This is a genomic window from Streptomyces sp. NPDC002176 (assembly GCF_044903645.1).
GTDB lineage: Bacteria > Actinomycetota > Actinomycetes > Streptomycetales > Streptomycetaceae > Streptomyces.
This window is the reverse complement of the sequence record NZ_JBJDQW010000003.1, coordinates 325627-341211: the sequence shown is the minus strand read 5'-3', so window position 1 is coordinate 341211 and position 15585 is coordinate 325627. Positions and strand designations below refer to the sequence as shown.

At 72.9% G+C, this 15585-nt stretch carries 16 protein-coding genes, 1 pseudogene and 1 riboswitch; of the genes and pseudogenes, 8 read left to right on the top strand and 9 right to left on the bottom strand.

Annotated features, from left to right (window positions below; all coding sequences use genetic code 11):
• Positions 1 to 11: 11 nt before the first annotated feature.
• Positions 12 to 68 (bottom strand): trp operon leader peptide, encoded by a 57-nt coding sequence (locus ACI2LY_RS15340; RefSeq protein ID WP_404708146.1) that lies wholly within the window; start codon positions 66 to 68, stop codon positions 12 to 14.
• A gap of 122 nt (positions 69 to 190) precedes the next feature.
• Here ACI2LY_RS15340 and ACI2LY_RS15335 point away from each other — a divergent pair, with 122 nt between their 5' ends.
• The gene (locus tag ACI2LY_RS15335) at positions 191 to 1546 is read left to right on the top strand and encodes a class II 3-deoxy-7-phosphoheptulonate synthase (RefSeq protein WP_404707565.1); all 1356 of its coding nucleotides are present in this window, start codon (positions 191 to 193) and stop codon (positions 1544 to 1546) included.
• Positions 1547 to 1701: 155 nt separating this feature from the next.
• Positions 1702 to 1962 (top strand): bacterioferritin-associated ferredoxin, encoded by a 261-nt coding sequence (locus tag ACI2LY_RS15330; RefSeq protein ID WP_388992487.1) that lies wholly within the window; start codon positions 1702 to 1704, stop codon positions 1960 to 1962.
• Between the two features lie 9 nt (positions 1963 to 1971).
• Here ACI2LY_RS15330 and bfr read toward each other — a convergent pair whose 3' ends face one another.
• The gene (gene bfr, locus ACI2LY_RS15325; protein ID WP_404707564.1) at positions 1972 to 2466 is read right to left on the bottom strand and encodes a bacterioferritin; all 495 of its coding nucleotides are present in this window, start codon (positions 2464 to 2466) and stop codon (positions 1972 to 1974) included.
• Positions 2467 to 2620: 154 nt separating this feature from the next.
• Between bfr and ACI2LY_RS15320 the strand changes: the two genes are divergently transcribed.
• On the top strand, positions 2621 to 3253 hold the full coding sequence (locus ACI2LY_RS15320; RefSeq protein ID WP_404707563.1) for a sulfite oxidase-like oxidoreductase: 633 nt from the start codon (positions 2621 to 2623) through the stop codon (positions 3251 to 3253).
• Here the strand turns inward: ACI2LY_RS15320 and ACI2LY_RS15315 are convergent.
• The 5 genes and pseudogenes from ACI2LY_RS15315 to thiO form a co-directional block, all read right to left on the bottom strand.
• Positions 3250 to 4152 (bottom strand): deoxyribonuclease IV, encoded by a 903-nt coding sequence (locus tag ACI2LY_RS15315; RefSeq protein WP_404707562.1) that lies wholly within the window; start codon positions 4150 to 4152, stop codon positions 3250 to 3252. The genes ACI2LY_RS15320 and ACI2LY_RS15315 overlap by 4 nt on opposite strands.
• A gap of 57 nt (positions 4153 to 4209) precedes the next feature.
• The gene (gene pknB, locus ACI2LY_RS15310; protein WP_404707561.1) at positions 4210 to 6150 is read right to left on the bottom strand and encodes a Stk1 family PASTA domain-containing Ser/Thr kinase; all 1941 of its coding nucleotides are present in this window, start codon (positions 6148 to 6150) and stop codon (positions 4210 to 4212) included.
• Positions 6151 to 6241: 91 nt separating this feature from the next.
• Positions 6242 to 7042: pseudogene (locus ACI2LY_RS15305) on the bottom strand (thiazole synthase); the annotation flags it as partial.
• A gap of 2 nt (positions 7043 to 7044) precedes the next feature.
• Positions 7045 to 7245: a sulfur carrier protein ThiS gene (thiS, locus tag ACI2LY_RS15300; RefSeq protein WP_030810212.1), complete on the bottom strand. Its 201-nt coding sequence runs from the start codon at positions 7243 to 7245 to the stop codon at positions 7045 to 7047.
• Positions 7242 to 8432 (bottom strand): glycine oxidase ThiO, encoded by a 1191-nt coding sequence (gene thiO / locus ACI2LY_RS15295; protein ID WP_404707560.1) that lies wholly within the window; start codon positions 8430 to 8432, stop codon positions 7242 to 7244. Before thiO ends, thiS begins: the two co-directional genes overlap by 4 nt.
• A riboswitch (TPP riboswitch) is annotated at positions 8423 to 8535 on the bottom strand. (Overlaps the previous gene by 10 nt.)
• A gap of 161 nt (positions 8536 to 8696) precedes the next feature.
• Here thiO and ACI2LY_RS15290 point away from each other — a divergent pair.
• The 5 genes from ACI2LY_RS15290 to ACI2LY_RS15270 all read left to right on the top strand — a co-directional run bounded on the left by ACI2LY_RS15290 (position 8697) and on the right by ACI2LY_RS15270 (position 13105).
• Positions 8697 to 9929, top strand: a complete 1233-nt coding sequence (locus ACI2LY_RS15290) for an NAD(P)/FAD-dependent oxidoreductase (RefSeq protein WP_404707559.1) — start codon at positions 8697 to 8699, stop codon at positions 9927 to 9929.
• A gap of 66 nt (positions 9930 to 9995) precedes the next feature.
• Entirely contained in the window at positions 9996 to 10361 is a 366-nt protein-coding gene (locus tag ACI2LY_RS15285) for an Rv2175c family DNA-binding protein (RefSeq protein WP_361655097.1), read from the top strand.
• 75 nt (positions 10362 to 10436) lie between these two features.
• Positions 10437 to 11084 (top strand): thiamine phosphate synthase, encoded by a 648-nt coding sequence (thiE, locus tag ACI2LY_RS15280; RefSeq protein ID WP_404707558.1) that lies wholly within the window; start codon positions 10437 to 10439, stop codon positions 11082 to 11084.
• Positions 11085 to 11180: 96 nt separating this feature from the next.
• On the top strand, positions 11181 to 12104 hold the full coding sequence (gene metF / locus ACI2LY_RS15275; protein WP_388992460.1) for a methylenetetrahydrofolate reductase [NAD(P)H]: 924 nt from the start codon (positions 11181 to 11183) through the stop codon (positions 12102 to 12104).
• A 56-nt stretch (positions 12105 to 12160) separates the two neighbouring features.
• Positions 12161 to 13105: a hypothetical protein gene (locus ACI2LY_RS15270; protein ID WP_404707557.1), complete on the top strand. Its 945-nt coding sequence runs from the start codon at positions 12161 to 12163 to the stop codon at positions 13103 to 13105.
• A gap of 7 nt (positions 13106 to 13112) precedes the next feature.
• On the opposite strand, the gene ACI2LY_RS15265 is transcribed toward ACI2LY_RS15270, so the two are convergent.
• Together ACI2LY_RS15265 and ACI2LY_RS15260 are read right to left on the bottom strand one after the other, a co-directional pair.
• Positions 13113 to 14603: a phytoene desaturase family protein gene (locus tag ACI2LY_RS15265; RefSeq protein ID WP_404707556.1), complete on the bottom strand. Its 1491-nt coding sequence runs from the start codon at positions 14601 to 14603 to the stop codon at positions 13113 to 13115.
• A 354-nt stretch (positions 14604 to 14957) separates the two neighbouring features.
• A complete protein-coding gene (locus ACI2LY_RS15260; RefSeq protein WP_393597110.1) occupies positions 14958 to 15584 on the bottom strand; it encodes a TetR/AcrR family transcriptional regulator in 627 nt (208 codons plus the stop codon).
• Position 15585 lies beyond the last annotated feature (1 nt).

Below are 15585 nucleotides of genomic sequence, written 5' to 3'. Positions count from 1 at the left end.
GTGCGCGCGAATCAGTGGGCCGCCGGAAAAGCGGTCCACCACCAGTTCTGGATCTGCTGCGCGCACATGGCGCCGACCCTACCGCATCGGCGCGGCCCGGCGCGGGGAAAGGCGTCCACGGAGCAGTCATCGCGTCTCACCTTTCGAGCGGGGCCGAGAGCACCCGTGGCGACCCCGTAATGTTGGGAGGGTGACCGTGAACGCTGATTCCCGAGCCGTGGCCGCCGAGGCGACCTGGCGAGACCTGCCCGCGGCGCAGCAGCCCGAATACCCGGATACCGAGGCTCTGCGCGAAGTGATCGCGGAGCTTTCGACCTATCCGCCGCTCGTCTTCGCGGGCGAGTGCGACCAGCTGCGCGCCCGTCTGGCGGCCGTCGCCAAGGGGGAGGCGTTCCTGCTCCAGGGCGGCGACTGCGCCGAGTCCTTCGACGGCGTGGGCGCCGAACACATCCGGGCCAAGGTCAAGACGATCCTCCAGATGGGCGCCGTGCTGACGTACGCCGCGTCCGTGCCGGTGGTCAAGGTCGGCCGGATCGCGGGCCAGTACTCCAAGCCGCGCTCCAAGCCCACCGAGACCCGTGACGGCGTGACGCTGCCGGTGTACCGGGGCGACTCCGTCAACGGCTTCGACTTCACCGAGAAGAGCCGCTACCCGGACCCCGAGCGCCTGAAGCGGATGTACCACGCCTCCGCCTCCACGCTGAACCTGGTGCGCGCCTTCACCACCGGCGGCTACGCCGACCTGCGCCAGGTGCACGCCTGGAACCAGGACTTCGTGAAGTCCTCCCCCTCCGGCCAGCGCTACGAGCAGCTGGCCCGCGAGATCGACCAGGCGCTGAACTTCATGCGGGCCTGCGGCGCGGAGCCGGAGGAGTTCAAGACCGTCGAGTTCTACTCCTCGCACGAGGCGCTGCTGCTGGACTACGAGTCGGCGCTGACCCGCGTCGACTCCCGCACCGGCAAGCTGTACGACGTCTCCGGGCACATGGTGTGGATCGGTGAGCGCACCCGGCAGATGGACGGCGCGCACATCGAGTTCGCGTCCAAGATCCGCAACCCGATCGGCATCAAGCTCGGCCCGACCACCACGGCCGAGGACGCGCTGCGCTACATCGACCGTCTCGACCCCGAGCGGGAGCCGGGCCGGCTGACGTTCATCGTCCGCATGGGCGCCGACAAGATCCGCGACCGGCTGCCCGAGCTGGTGGAGAAGGTCACGGCGTCCGGCGCGACGGTGGCCTGGGTGACCGACCCGATGCACGGCAACACCTTCGAGGCGGCGTCCGGGCACAAGACCCGCCGCTTCGACGACGTGCTGGACGAGGTCAAGGGCTTCTTCGAGGTCCACAAGGGCCTGGGCACCCACCCCGGCGGCATCCACGTGGAGCTGACCGGCGACGACGTCACCGAGTGCGTGGGCGGCGGCGACGAGATCTTCGTCGACGACCTGCACCAGCGCTACGAGACGGCCTGCGACCCGCGGCTCAACCGCAGCCAGTCGCTGGACCTGGCGTTCCTGGTCGCCGAGATGTACCGGGACCAGTGAGGTCAGTGAGGCTCGAGTGGCCTGAGGCATGAGGTGGGGCGCGGATCACATGAGATCCGCGCCCTTCCGCTTTCCCGGCCCCCGGTCACTGGGTTAGGTTAGGTTTGCCTCACCGAAATCCGGCGATGGCGGCAATACGGCGATCTCGTCGGGAGGTGGACCGGGTGTTCGTCTGCAGTTGCTTCGGCATCACCGAGCAGCAGGTCAAGCAGCACGCCCAGGACGGCGCCTGCACCCCGCGCCAGATCGCCTCCGCCTGCAAGGCCGGTACCGACTGCGGCGGCTGTGTCCGCCGCATCCAGGCTCTGCTGGGCCGGGGCGCGTGCCCCCGCCGCGAGCAGATCGCGCAGCGCCCGCCGGTCCTGGTCGCCTCCGCCGCCGAAGCGCCCGTACGGCGGCTCGGCGACGCCGCCTGACGGTCCGGCTCAGCCGCCCGCCACGTCGGGCTGGACCTGCTCGATCGTGGTCGACAGGTAGAGTGCCTCGCCCAGCTTCTCGATCAGGTCGAGCTGGGTCTCCAGATAGTCGATGTGGTGCTCCTCGTCGGCGAGGATCGCCTCGAAGACGTTCGCCGAGGTGATGTCACCCTTGGCGCGCATGATCTCCACGCCCCGGCGCAGCCGGTCGATGGCCTCGACCTCGATCTGCCGGTCCGCCCGGAACATCTCGGTCACCGTCTGGCCGACCGAGACATGGAAGAGCCGCTGGTAGTTGGGCAGGCCGTCCAGCATCAGGATGCGGTCGGTCAGGGATTCCGCGTGCCGCATCTCGTCGAAGGACTCGGCCCTCGTGTACGCGGCGAGCTTCGTCCACCCCTTGTGGTCCTGGAGCTTGGCGTGCAGGAAGTACTGGTTGATCGCGGTGAGCTCGGCGGTGAGCTGTTCGTTGAGCAGCTCGATGACCTCGGGGTCGCCTGACATGGTGAACGGGCTCCTTCCGGACATGACTGGCTGATGCTGCCGCATGATTCCACCGGCACCCCGAGCCGTCCAGTAAGCGCACACTTAGTAGTCAATGCCGGAAATGTCCATGTGCTGGTCCGATGCACCCCGCCCGGTCTGTCAGGATGGAGTCATGGGTCATCCGGTGGAACGCGCGTCTGGAACGGGGGCAGCGGCAGATCTTCCGCCGGGGCAGCGGCTCCAGCGCGGCTGGCCGGTCACGCACTACGGGCCCGTGCCCAAGTTCCGCCCCGAGCGCTGGGACTTCCGGGTCTTCGGCGCCACCGCCGACGGCGACAAGCGGTCCTGGACCCACGAGGAGTTCACCGCCCTGCCGTACGCCACCGTTGTGGCCGATCTGCACTGCGTGACGAAGTTCAGCATGCTCGACGCCGAGTGGGGCGGCGTGCCCGCCCGCGCGGTCCTCGACCTGGCGCCGCCCGCGCCCGAGGTCACCCATGTGATGGTGTGGGCCGAGTACGGCTTCAGCGCCAACCTCCGGCTGGCGGACTTCGCCGGTGACGGCACGATCTTCGCCTTCCACAAGGACGGCGAACTCCTCACCGCCGAGCACGGCTTCCCGGCCCGCCTGGTCGTCCCGCACCTGTACGCCTGGAAGGGCCCCAAGTGGGTCCGGGGCGTGGAGTACATGACCGCCGACCGCAGGGGCTTCTGGGAGCAGCGCGGCTACCACAACGTGGGCGACCCCTGGAAGGAACAGCGCTACTCCTACCAGGAGGAGCCGGGCGACGGTCCGGAACTCTAGCTGTCGCGCAGGCGCTTCAGCCGGGCCACGTCCGCCGCGTGGCCCTCCTTGCCGCCCGGGGTCTCGATGACCAGCGGAACGCCCGCCGTGGCCGGATGAGCCATCAGGGCACGGAACGGCTCCTCGCCGATGTGTCCCGAGCCAATGTTCTCGTGGCGGTCCTTGTGTGCGCCGACCACATCCTTGGAGTCGTTGGCGTGGATCAGCTTCAGCCGTCCCTCGCCCACGGTCTCCACCAGCAGATCGAGGGTCTGCCGCATGCCGTCCGGGCCGGTGAGGTCGTGCCCGGCGGCGTAGATGTGGCAGGTGTCCAGGCAGACGCCGAGCTTCGGGTGGGCGTCCAGCGCCTCGAAGTACGGCCCGAAGTCGAAGGTCCGCGAGCACAGGGACGAGCCCTGGCCGGCCGTCGACTCCAGCAGCAGGAACGGGTCGTCGTCGTGGGTCAGCTCGTCCAGCAGCGGCAGCAGACGCTCGCGCACCTGCTGCAGGGCCACCTCGCGCGGGCGCCCGCCGGTCGCGCTGCCGGTGTGCACGACCACCCCGAGCGCGCCGATGTCCCGCCCGCGCCGCAGGGAGTGCCGCAGCGACTCCACCGACTTCTCCACCGTCGCCTCGGTGTGCGAGCCGAAGTTGATCAGATAGGGCGCGTGCACGTACGCCGGTACCGACTCCGCCGCGCAGGCCGCCCGGAACGCCTCGTCCTGCGCCGGGTTCCCGGCCGGGGTGGCCCAGCCGCGCGGGTTGGCGACGAAGACCTGCACGGTCTCCGCCTTCAGCTCACGGGCGTACGGCAGTCCCGTCGTGTGCAGCCCGCCCGCGACCGGCACATGGGCGCCGACGGGGTTGCGGAGGGCACCGGGGACGGTCGGGGGAGCGGCGGGGGACGGCTGGAGTGTCACCCGTTCAGGGTGTCACGCCGTCCCGCGCCCCCGGACCGGCGGCCGCGGTGAGACCGGTCACCGGATGGTGATGGTGACCTTCGAGCCCTTGGGCGCCTCGTCGCCGCCCTTCACCGACTGCTTCTTCACCTTGTCGCCGAACAGCCCCAGCAGTCCCCGGTCCTCGTGGACCTCGAACCCGGCCGCCTCCAACTGCTGGTGCGCGTCGTCCACGCTGGCCCCGACCACGTCCGGGACCTTCACCATCTCCGGGCCCTTGGACAGCGTCAGCGTCACCGTGTCGCCCTCCGCGCCCTGGCTGCCCGCCTCCGGCGACTGGAAGGCGACCTGGCCCTTGTCGAAGTCGGATTCGATCCGCTCGGTGGCGATCTTCACCTTGAGACCCGCGTCGGTCAGGTCTTGGCGGGCGCTCTCCGCGTCCTCGCCGCTGACGTCCGGGACGTCGACCGGGGCGCCCTTGCTGACGACCAGCGCGATCGCCGAACCGGCGTGCATCTCGGTGCCCGCCTCCGGCGTCGTACCGCTCACCGAGCCCCGGGCGACCTCGTCGCTGAACTCGCGGGTGACCATGCCCGGCTCCAGACCGGCCGACTTCAGCCGCTCCCGGGCCCGCTCCAGCGGCTGGCCCGTCACCCTGGGCACCGCGACCGTGCGCGGGCCGAGCGAGATCGTCAGCCCCACCGAGGCGTTGCCCCGGACCCGGGCACCGGCCGACGGGTCGGAGCTGATGACCGTGCCCCGGTCCACGGTGTCGCTGTAGGCGCGCTTCACCTCGCCCACGTCGAGCCCCGCCGACCTCAGCCGCTGCTCGGCCTGGTCCTGGGTGCGTGACAGCACCGGCGGCACCTTGGTGAACTGGCCCGAGTTGATGTACCAGACCCCGCCGCCCACACCGAGGAACACCAGCACCGCCAGCAGCAGCGTCAGCGGCCCGCGTCGGCGCCTGGGCCGCGGCCCGCCGTGCCGGGTGGGCGGGGGCGCGATGTCGGTCGTGTGCAGCACGCTGGTGACATCGCGGCCGTCCTCGCCGTCCCCGTCGACCGGGAGCGGCCGGACCATGGTCAACGCGCGCGGTAGCACGCTCGTACGGTCGCCCGCGTTGTCGTGGTGCTCGTGCGACAGCTCCTGCGGCGGCATCGCGTCGAGCTGCTCCTCGGTGAGCGAGCCCCGGACCCGCAGCACCTCACCGAGCAGCGCGGCCGCGTCCGCGGGCCGGAGCGCCGGAGTGCGCGCGGTCGCGGCGGCGACCAGCTCGTCCAGCTCGTACGCCAGCCCCGGCACCAGCGCCGAGGGCGGGGGCACGTCGTCGTTGAGGTGCTTATAGATGACCTGGGCGGGGGAGTCCCCGGAGTGCGGCTTGGCGCCGGTCAGCATCTCGTACAGCACGACACCGCAGGCGTACACGTCCACCCGCGGATCGGCGGTGCCCTGCTCGATCTGCTCCGGGGCCAGGTAGGAGACGGTGCCGAGGACCGAGCCGGTGGTGCTGGTGACCGTGTCGACCGAGCGGACCAGACCGAAGTCGGCGACCTTGACCCGGCCGTCGTCCCCGATCAGCACGTTCTCCGGCTTCATGTCCCGGTGCACGAACCCGGCCCGGTGGGCCGCGCCCAGCGCGGCGAGCACCGGCTCCAGGATGTCCAGGGCCGCCCTCGGCCGCAGCGCGCCCCGCTCCCGCAGCACGTCCCGCAGGGTGCACCCGGCGACGTACTCCATCGCCAGATACACGTAGCCGCCGTCGGTGCCCTGGTCGAAGACCTGCACCACGTTGGGGTGGGAGAGCCGGGCGACCGACTTGGCCTCGCGGATGAACCGGTCCACGAACCCGCCGTCGGCGGCCAGCGCCGGATGCATCACCTTGAGCGCCAGGACCCGGTCCAGCCGGATGTCCAGCGCCCGGTAGACGGTCGCCATCCCGCCGACGGCGATCCGCGCCTCGACGCGATAGCGGCCGTCGAGCACCTGGCCGAGGAGGGGGTCCGAAAGGGTCGTATCCACGCGGGCGAGTCTACGAGGGGTGCGCGGGGGCGGCGCCCGCTGCGCCGTCCGGGTGAGCGACCGCAGCAGAGCTGTGACCGTCCCGCGAAGTGAACGCGGGGCGCTCCGGATCGAGGTCCGCGCGCCCCTCGGCGGGGGACGACGCCCGCGCGAAATGGCGGCGGGGGATGCGTCCGGCCCGCCGCGCCAGGTACCCGGCGTGCACGGCGTGCCGCATGGCCGTGGCCATCGTCTCGGGGTCCTGCGCCCGGGTGACGGCCGAGGCGAGCATCACACCCGCGCACCCCAGTTCCATCGCCAGCGCCACGTCGGACGCCGTACCGGCACCCGCGTCCAGGATCACCGGGACGTACGACTGCTCCATGATCAGCTCGAAGTTGTGCGGGTTGCGGATGCCGAGCCCGGAGCCGATCGGGGAGCCCAGCGGCATCACGGCCGCGCACCCCACGTCCTGGAGCCTGCGGGCCAGCACCGGGTCGTCGTTGGTGTAGGGCAGCACGGTGAAGCCGTCGTCGACCAGGGTCTCGGCCGCGTCCAGCGTCTCCACCGGGTCCGGCAGCAGGGTGCGCTCGTCCGCCACCACCTCGAGCTTCACCAGGTCGGTGCCGAGCGCCTCACGGGCCAGCCGGGCGGTCAGCACCGCTTCTCCGGCGGTGAAGCAGCCCGCGGTGTTGGGCAGGACGCGGATGCCCAGCTTCTCCAGCACCGACAGCACCGAGCCGTGCGCTCCGGGGTCGACCCGGCGCATCGCCACCGTGGTCAGCTCGGTGCCGGACGCGATCAGCGAGCGCTCCAGCACGTCCAGGCTGGGGGCGCCTCCGGTGCCCATGATCAGCCGGGAGTCCAGGGTCAGGTCGCCGAGGACCAGGGGGTCGGTGGTTTTGGTGGTCACGGTCAGCCTCCCTGCACGGCGGTGAGGACCTCGACCCGGTCGCCCTCGGCGAGGCCGGTCTCGGCCCACCGGGTACGCGGGACCACGGTCTCGTTGACGGCGGCGGCCACCCCGGACGGCGCCGGAGTGAGGACACGTACGACCGCGTCCAGGGCGGTGCCCGGCGCGACCTCGCGGCGCTCGCCGTTGACGGAGATGTTCATGCGGAGTGCTCCAGGGTGGGGGAGGGGGCGGCGAACCGGTGCGGCGAGAACGGGCGGGCCACCTCGGGCAGGCCCCCGCCGCACAGCACGTCGGCCATGACGTCCCCGGTGACGGGCGTGAGCAGCACGCCGTTGCGGAAGTGCCCGGTGGCCAGCAGCAGGCCGTCGAGGCCGGAGGGGCCGAGCAGCGGGGCGTTGTCGGGGGAGCCGGGACGCAGTCCGGCCAGGGTCTCGGTGAGCGGCAGCTCGGTGATGCCGGGCACCAGCTCATGGGCGTCGCGCAGCAGCTCGTACACCCCGCCCGCGGTGACCGTGGTGTCGTACCCCAGCTCCTCGCTGGTCGCGCCGATCACCAGCTCGCCGTTCTCGCGCGGCACCAGGTACACCGGCCCGCCGCGCACCACGGCCCGCACGGTACGGCTCAGGAACGGCCGGTACCGGGGCGGCACCGTCAGCCGCAGCACCTGCCCCTTCACCGGGCGCACCGGCGGTACGAGCGCCTCCGGCACCCCTTCCAGCCGCCCGCTGAGGCTGCCGCCCGCCAGCACCACCTGACCGGCGGCCAGCGCGGTGCCGTCCGCCGTGGTGACCCCGGTCGCCCGGTCCCCGGCCACGTCCAGCCGCGCGGCCCAGGAGCGGTGGAAGGCCACCCCGGCCCGCTCGCAGGCGGTCAGCAGCGCGGCCGCCAGCCGCCGGGGGTCGATCTGATGGTCCCCGTCGGCCCGCAGCCCGCCGCGCACACCGGGCGCCAGCATCGGTTCCAGCCGCCTGCACTCCCGCCCGGACAGCCACTGGGAGTCCAGCCCGCACCGGAGCTGCAGCTCGTGCACCTCACGGAGCTGGGCGCGGTCGTCGGTGTCGAAGGCGACGGCGAGGGTGCCCGCGCGGCGGTAGCCCAGGTCGTGCCCCGTGGCCTCGGCCAGCTCGGCGGCGAACTCGGGATAGCGGCGCGCGGAGGCCAGGTTGAGGGCGAGCAGCCCCTCCTCGCCGTGGTGCAGCTCGGTGACCGCGGCCAGCATCCCGGCCGCGACCCGCGCGGCCCCGCCACCGGGATCGGGGTCCACCACGGCCGCGGTGAGCCCCCGCCCGGCCGCGCGCCAGGCGGTGACCAGGCCGATGATCCCGCCCCCGACGACGAGGACGTCCGGGGTGCTGGACGGTTCGGACGTACGTGACGGCATGGGCATCCCGCCCCTCCCTTCGCCGGCATGACCCGGATCAGGTTCGTACGGTCGGAGGCCGCCAGCCTCCCTCTCAGCCCGGTGCGTCCGGGCTCCCGCGAGTGCAGTTACGGTGGCCAGCCTAGCCGCCCGCCCAGCTCAGCCGTAAGAGAGCACGGCCCGGGTCCGGCCGGAGCGCGAATCCGGGCCGGGTGCGGGCACCAGTGTGGTGGAAGAGGTCGGTGCGCTCGCGCACTGACTGACGGTGAGTCAGTGACCTAAGGTGATCAGGTGAGCGAGCAGACATCTCCGGACGGCACGGCACAGGAACGGCGCGTGGTCGTCGTCGGGGCGGGCATGGCCGGGGTGCAGACCGCCGTCGCCCTGCGTGAACAGGGCTTCACCGGGCCCGTCACCCTGATCGGCGCCGAGCCGCACCAGCCGTACGACCGGCCCCCGCTGTCCAAGGCCATCCTCCTCGGCACCGCCGACGGCTCCGCCTTCGACGTGGACTTCGCCTCGCTCGACATCGACCTCCGGCTCGGCTGCGAGGCGCTCGGCGTCCGCCCCGCCGACCACGAACTGGACACCGCGACGGGCCCCGTCCCGTACGACGTGCTGGTCCTCGCCACCGGCGCCGAACCCGTCCGGCTGCCCGGCACCGACGAGACGCCCGGTGTGCATCTGCTGCGCACCCTGGACGACGCCGAGCGGCTGCGCCCGGTGCTCGCCGCGCGGCACGACGTGGTCGTCGTCGGCGCGGGCTGGATCGGCGCCGAGTTCGCCACCGCCGCCCGGGAGGCGGGCTGCGCGGTCACCGTCGTCGAGGCCGCCGACCGCCCGCTGGCCGGTGCCCTGCCCGCCGAGGTCGCCGCCCCGATGACCGCCTGGTACGAGGACGGCGGCGTCGCCCTGCGCACCGGCGTCCGCGTGGCCGCCGTCGAACCCGGCGCGGTGGTGCTGGACGACGGCGCCCGGCTGCCCTCCGACGCCGTCGTGGTCGGCATCGGCGCCCACCCCGCCACCGGCTGGCTGACCGGCTCCGGCATCGCCCTCGGCCCGCACGGCGACGTCCTGGCCGACGACCGGCTGCGCACCTCCGCCGAGGACGTGTACGCGGTCGGCGACTGCACCTCCTTCCCCTCGGCCCGCTACGCCGAGCGGCTGCTCGTCCACCACTGGGACAACGCCCTCCAGGGCCCCCGTACGGTCGCCGCCGACATCCTGGGCGAGGAGGCGGCGCCCTACGACCCGGTGCCGTACTTCTGGTCCGAGCAGTTCGGGCGGTTCGTGCAGTACGCGGGCCACCACGCGGCCGCCGACCGCACGGTGTGGCGCGGTGACCCCGCCGACCCCGCCTGGTCCGTGTGCTGGCTGCGCGAGGGCCGTCTGGTGGCCCTGCTGGCGGTGGGCCGTCCGCGCGACCTGGCCCAGGGCAGGCGGCTGATCGAGGCGGGCCGCCTGATGGACGCCGAGGCCCTCACCGACCCCGCGCTCCCGCTGAAACAGGCCGTCGTCGAGTAGGCCGGGGGCCCGCGCGCGGAGTGGCCCGACTACCGACTGTCGGTGGGGGATGGCAGGCTAGGTGTCGTGACCGAGATTGACACCAAGATCGACGCTCTTGTCCCCGCCTGGCTCACCCTCCCCGACATCGCCGAAATGCTCGATGTCGAGGTGACGCGTGTGCGGCAGCTGGTCAAGGAGGGCCAAGTCATCGCCGTACGCCGCGGTGAGAACCGGGCGCTGCACGTCCCCGCCGCCTTCATCGACGAGGACAAGGTCGTCAAGGGCCTCACCGGGACCCTGACGCTCCTGCGCGACAACGGGTTCACGGACGAAGAGATGATCGAATGGCTCTTCACCCCCGACTCCTCCCTGCCCGGCACCCCCGCGCAGGCCCTCAGCGAGAACCGCGGCACGGAGGTGAAGCGCCGGGCCCAGGCACTGGCCGGCTGACCCACCAGGGCGGCGCCCGGCCGGGCGCCGCCCCCACGCACGACCCGCACACCGAACCACCGGGGGACCCACCGCATGCCCGACACCGCCCGCGCCCGCCTCGCCGACGCCCGGCTCTACCTCTGCACGGACGCCCGCAAGGAGCAGGGCGACCTCGCCGAGTTCCTGGACGCGGTCCTGGCCGGCGGTGTCGACATCGTCCAGCTGCGCGACAAGGGCATGGAGGCCGCCGAGGAGCTGGCCCACCTGGAGGTGTTCGCCGACGCCTGCGCCCGGCACGGCAAGCTGCTCGCGGTCAACGACCGGGCCGACGTGGCCCACGCCGCCGGAGCCGACGTGCTCCACCTCGGCCAGGGCGACCTGCCGGTGCCCGCCGCCCGCGCGATCCTCGGCGACCGGGTCCTCGTCGGCCGCTCCACCCACTCCGAGACGGAGGCCGCCGCGGCCGCCGTCCAGGACGGCGTGGACTACTTCTGCACCGGCCCCTGCTGGCCCACCCCCACCAAGCCCGGCCGCCACGCCCCCGGCCTCGACCTGGTCCGGTACACCGCGGGCCTGAACACCGAGCGGCCCTGGTTCGCCATCGGCGGCATCGACCGGACCAATCTGGACCAGGTGCTCGACGCGGGCGCCCGCCGGGTGGTCGTGGTCCGCGCGCTCACGGCCGCGGACGATCCGGGCGCGGCGGCGGCCGAGTTCGCCAAGCGGCTGCGCGAAAACTGAGCGGAACCGTCCCAAGGGATGGACAAGGGCCCGGCAATTCGGCCAAATCGCCGGTGCCCGGTTGGGTCGCCGCCCACCCGTGGCTAACCTGCGGGTATGGCCCTCGGAACCGCATCCACCAGGACTGATCGCGCCCGGACCGTCCGGGACATCCTCGCCACCGGCAAGACGGCGTACTCCTTCGAGTTCTACGCGCCGAAAACCCCTCAGGGCGAGCGCAACCTGTGGAACGCGCTGCGCAGGGTCGAGGCCGTCGCCCCCGACTTCGTCTCCGTCACCTACGGCGCGGGCGGCACCACCCGTGCCACCACGGTCAAGGAGACCCAGCAGATCGTCGTCGACACGACGCTCACCCCGGTCGCGCACCTCACCGCCGTCGACCACTCGGTGGCCGAACTGCGCAACATCATCGGCCAGTACGCGGACGCGGGCATCCGCAACATGCTCGCGGTGCGCGGCGATCCGCCCGGCGACCCGATGGGCGACTGGGTAGCGCACCCCGAGGGGCTGACCTACGCGGCCGAACTGGTGCGCCTCATCAAGGAGTCGGGGGACTTCTGCGTGGGCGTCGCCGCCTTCCCGGAGATGCATCCGCGCTCCGCCGACTGGGACACCGACGTCGCCCACTTCGTGGACAAGTGCCGTGCGGGCGCCGACTACGCGGTCACCCAGATGTTCTTCCAGCCCGAGTCCTACCTCCGGCTGCGCGACCGGGTCGAGGCCGCGGGTTGCGAAACCCCCGTCATTCCGGAGATCCTTCCGGTCACCAGCGTGAAGATGCTGGAACGGCTGCCGAAGCTGAGCAACGCGCTGTTCCCGCCCGAGCTGAAAGAGCGGATCCTCTCGGCGAAGGACGACCCGGCGGCGGTACGCTCCCTGGGCATCGACTTCGCCACGGAGTTCTGCGCTCGGCTGCTCGCCGAGGGAGTGCCCGGACTGCACTTCATCACGCTGAACAACTCCACGGCGACGCTGGAGATCTACGAGAACCTGGGCCTGCACCACCCCCCGCGGGCCTAGACCGGCCGCACCGCGATGCGACACACTGCGTAACGGTCATCGGGAGAGGGGCGTACATGGGCTGGACGGTCCTCTACATCGCGTTCGGCATCGTCGCGCTGTGGTTGCTGGGCGAGGTGCTGCTGCAGTACAAGGCACGGCTGCGCTGGCGGCTGCTCGCCTTCACCGGGTTCCTCGGTGTGGTGGTCGGCGTGCTGATGCCGTCGGTCATCGTGATCGGTCTTGGCGCCATCGCGTTCGCCGTCGGGCAGACCTACGTCACGCTGTCGTTCCGCAAGGGCTTCGCGGCGGGCTGGGCCGTCAAGCGCCCCGAGGACGAGGAGGCGGGCCCCGTCACCAGGCGCCGCCGCAACCGCGCCGAGCGCCAGGACCCGGTCCTCGGCGCCCCCGACCCGGACGAGTCCGCCGACTTCGGCCAGGAGCACCCCGGCCCGCAGACCGCGGCCTACGCCACCGACGGCTACGACGCCTACGACGGGGACGACGCCTACGACCGCGACGACGTGTTCACCCCGGTCCGCCCCGACCCCACCACCGCCGAGACCACTTCGGTCTACGAACCCCAGCCCATGCCCGACGACACCGGCAGCTACGGCGTCTACGGCGACGGCACCCCCGCCCAGCCCCAGCCCCAGCAGACCGACCAGGCGTACGCCTACGACTACTCGGGCTACGACCAGCAGGGCTACGCCCAGGGCGGCTACGACACCGGCGCCCAGCAGGCGTACCCCGCCTACGCGGACCCGTACGCCACGCAGAGCTACGAGGGCGGCTACGAGAACACCGGTTACGCGCAGCAGGGTTACGCCCAGCAGACCTACGGCCAGGACGCGTACGGCACCGGTGCCCAGGGCGAGACCCCGGCGGGCGGGGTGTGGGTGCCGCAGCAGCGCACCGACGAGACCTACAACGGCGAACTCCCGCCGGAGCAGCAGCAGTACCCCTACCAGGGCCAGACCCAGCAGCAGAACACCGGCTACGACGAGCAGTACCGCTACTGAGAGCGGCTCACGTCGACCCCCGGAACTCGGGCCCCTCCACGATGAGTCCGGCCACCATCGCCCCCGACATCCCCGCGTGCGGCAGCCCGCCGCCGGGGTGGGACCAGCCACCGACCCGGTACAGGCCCGGCAGGCGGGTGGAGTTGGCCGGGTGCAGGAGACCGCCGTCGCCCGCCGCGAGTGAGGGGGCCGGGACCGCGCCGTGACGGGCGCCCGTTTCGGCCGAGTTGTGGTCCGGGGTGCGGATCTCGTGCCAGAGCAGGCGGTCACGCAGGCCCGGGATCGCCTTGGCGGCGGCGTCGAGCAGGATCTCCGCGTGGCCCGCGTCCACGGCCGACCCGGCGGGCAGGGTCGCCCACACCACGGCCGACTCATGGGCGTCGTCCGGGCGCAGCGCCGGGTCGTCGGGACGCAGCACGGTGACCGTCGGGACGGGCAGCGGATCGCCGCCCGGGTTCGCCAGGAAGTCCAACTCGGCCTCCGCGTCCGGGGCGTGGACGACCGTCCGGTGCGCGGCACCCGCCTCCCGGGCGCCCTTCAGCGCCAGCAGCAGGGTGAGCCGGGCGGAGCCGCGCTCCCCTGGGCGCACATCGCCGGTGCCGTCCAGCGGGCGGTCCGTCAGGCGGGCCAGCAGCGCCGGGTCCACGTCGGCGACCACATGGTCGGCGTCCGCCACCGTGCCGTCGGCCAGCTCGACGCCGGCCGCGCGGCCGTCCCTCACCGTGATCCCGGTGACCTCGGCGCCGAACACGAACTCCACCCGGCGCCGCACACAGCGCTCGTACACCGCGCGGGCCAGCTCCCGGATGCCGCCGCGTACGTACCAGGTGCCGAAGGCGTGTTCCAGGTACGGCAGGACGGCCGCGCTCGCCGGGGCGGTGCGCGGGTCCAGGCCGTGGGCGAGGGCGTGGCCGGTCAGCAGGGCCCCCAGGCGGTCGTCGCGCAGCTCCCAGTCGGCGACCTCGGCGAGGGTGGTGGCCCGGCGGGTGCGCAGCAGCCGCTTGTGCGGGACGGCCGGATAGGGCTCGCGCTCCGCCAGCACCCGCCAGTTGGGCCACAGCGGCTCCTCCAGCAGGGGGCGCCGGGTGCGGTCCCAGGCTTCGCGGGCCCGCACCAGGAAGTCGCCCCAGCGGTCCCCCACTCCGGCGCCCAGTGCCTCGTCCAGCGCCGAGACGACGCCCGCGCGCGAGGCGTTGGGGACGGCGACCGCGGTGCCGTCCGCGAAGACGTGCCGGGCGGAGGGATCGACCTGGACCAGCCCGACCAGGTCCTCCAGCGGCTCCTTGCCGGTCTTCAGGAACAGGTCCCGCCAGACCGCGGGCAGCGGCAGCAGACCGGGGCCGGTGTCGAAGGCGAACCCGTCCCGCTCGAAGCGGCGCACCGCGCCGCCGTACGTGTCCGTCCGCTCGTACACCGTCACCCGGTGGCCCGCGACGGCCAGCCGGGCGGCCGCCGCCAGCGCGCCCATCCCGGCGCCGATCACCGCAATCCGTGCCATGACCGCGACTTTACCGACCACCACTGACAGTGCTCCCCCGGGTCCGAACGCGGGGTGGTGAGTACCCGTACCTAGACGTGCGGATGAGTAGCCGCACGGATGGGCCGAGGGTCGCCCGGAGGGGAGAGTGGAGGCACGGCCAGGGGGCGCGGCCCGGCACCGCCGACACGGGGCGGCGGAACGGGCCCGCCCGCGGCCGCTCCTTCCGCCGATCCGTCGGCGGAAGCGAGACAGGGGGCCGTGGCCGTGATGGCCACGGGGACCGCGGTGGGAACCGTACGGGGGAGTACGGGGGAGAGCGAGGGCGCCGGACCGGCTTGACGCGGTCCGGCGCCCTTCGCGCGCTCTGTCGGCTCAGCGCCCGCTGACGCGCCCCTGGAGCAGCCGGGACAGCGCGGAGTGCACGTCGTCCAGCGAGCGCTCCGGCTGGAACGCCTTCCAGTCCAGCGCGGCCACCAGCACCATGCCGACCAGCGCGGCCGCCGTCAGCTGCACGTCGATCTCGTCGCTGAACTCCCCGGCCGCCACGCCCTCGCGCAGCACCTCCTCGACCACCGCCACGGCCTGCTGGCGTACCACCATCAAGGTCGACTGCCAGGCCCGGTTGGTGCGCCACAGCTCGGCCACGTACAGCTGGGTGAAGGCCGGGTAGCGGTCGATGAAGACCAGGCCCGCGCGGACCATCGCGTCCAGCGCGTCCACCCCGCCGCCGCCCTCGCGGGCGGTCCGCTCGGCCGCCTCCCGCAGCGAGGCGGTGAGCAGTCCGACGCCGTGCCGCAGCAGCTCCTCGAAGAGCACCGACTTGCTGGCGAAGTTGTAGTAGACGGTGCCCTTCGCCACCCCGGCGCGCTCGGCGATCTCGTCCACCGTGGTCGCGGAGAACCCCTGCTCGGCGATGAGGGTGACGGCCGCCTCGTAGAGCTTCTGCCGGGTGGCCTCGCGGCGCGTGCTGCCCGCGGGCGTGGCGCTGGTGCTTTCCATG

Coding starts and splice junctions, on each gene's coding strand:
- ACI2LY_RS15265 (WP_404707556.1), bottom strand. CDS start 14,603: ATGGCACGGATTGCGGTGATCGGCGCCGGGATGGGCGCGCTGGCGGCG.
- metF (WP_388992460.1), top strand. CDS start 11,181: ATGGCCCTCGGAACCGCATCCACCAGGACTGATCGCGCCCGGACCGTC.
- ACI2LY_RS15320 (WP_404707563.1), top strand. CDS start 2,621: ATGGGTCATCCGGTGGAACGCGCGTCTGGAACGGGGGCAGCGGCAGAT.
- thiS (WP_030810212.1), bottom strand. CDS start 7,245: ATGAACATCTCCGTCAACGGCGAGCGCCGCGAGGTCGCGCCGGGCACC.
- bfr (WP_404707564.1), bottom strand. CDS start 2,466: ATGTCAGGCGACCCCGAGGTCATCGAGCTGCTCAACGAACAGCTCACC.
- thiO (WP_404707560.1), bottom strand. CDS start 8,432: ATGCCCATGCCGTCACGTACGTCCGAACCGTCCAGCACCCCGGACGTC.
- ACI2LY_RS15270 (WP_404707557.1), top strand. CDS start 12,161: ATGGGCTGGACGGTCCTCTACATCGCGTTCGGCATCGTCGCGCTGTGG.
- ACI2LY_RS15260 (WP_393597110.1), bottom strand. CDS start 15,584: ATGGAAAGCACCAGCGCCACGCCCGCGGGCAGCACGCGCCGCGAGGCC.
- thiE (WP_404707558.1), top strand. CDS start 10,437: ATGCCCGACACCGCCCGCGCCCGCCTCGCCGACGCCCGGCTCTACCTC.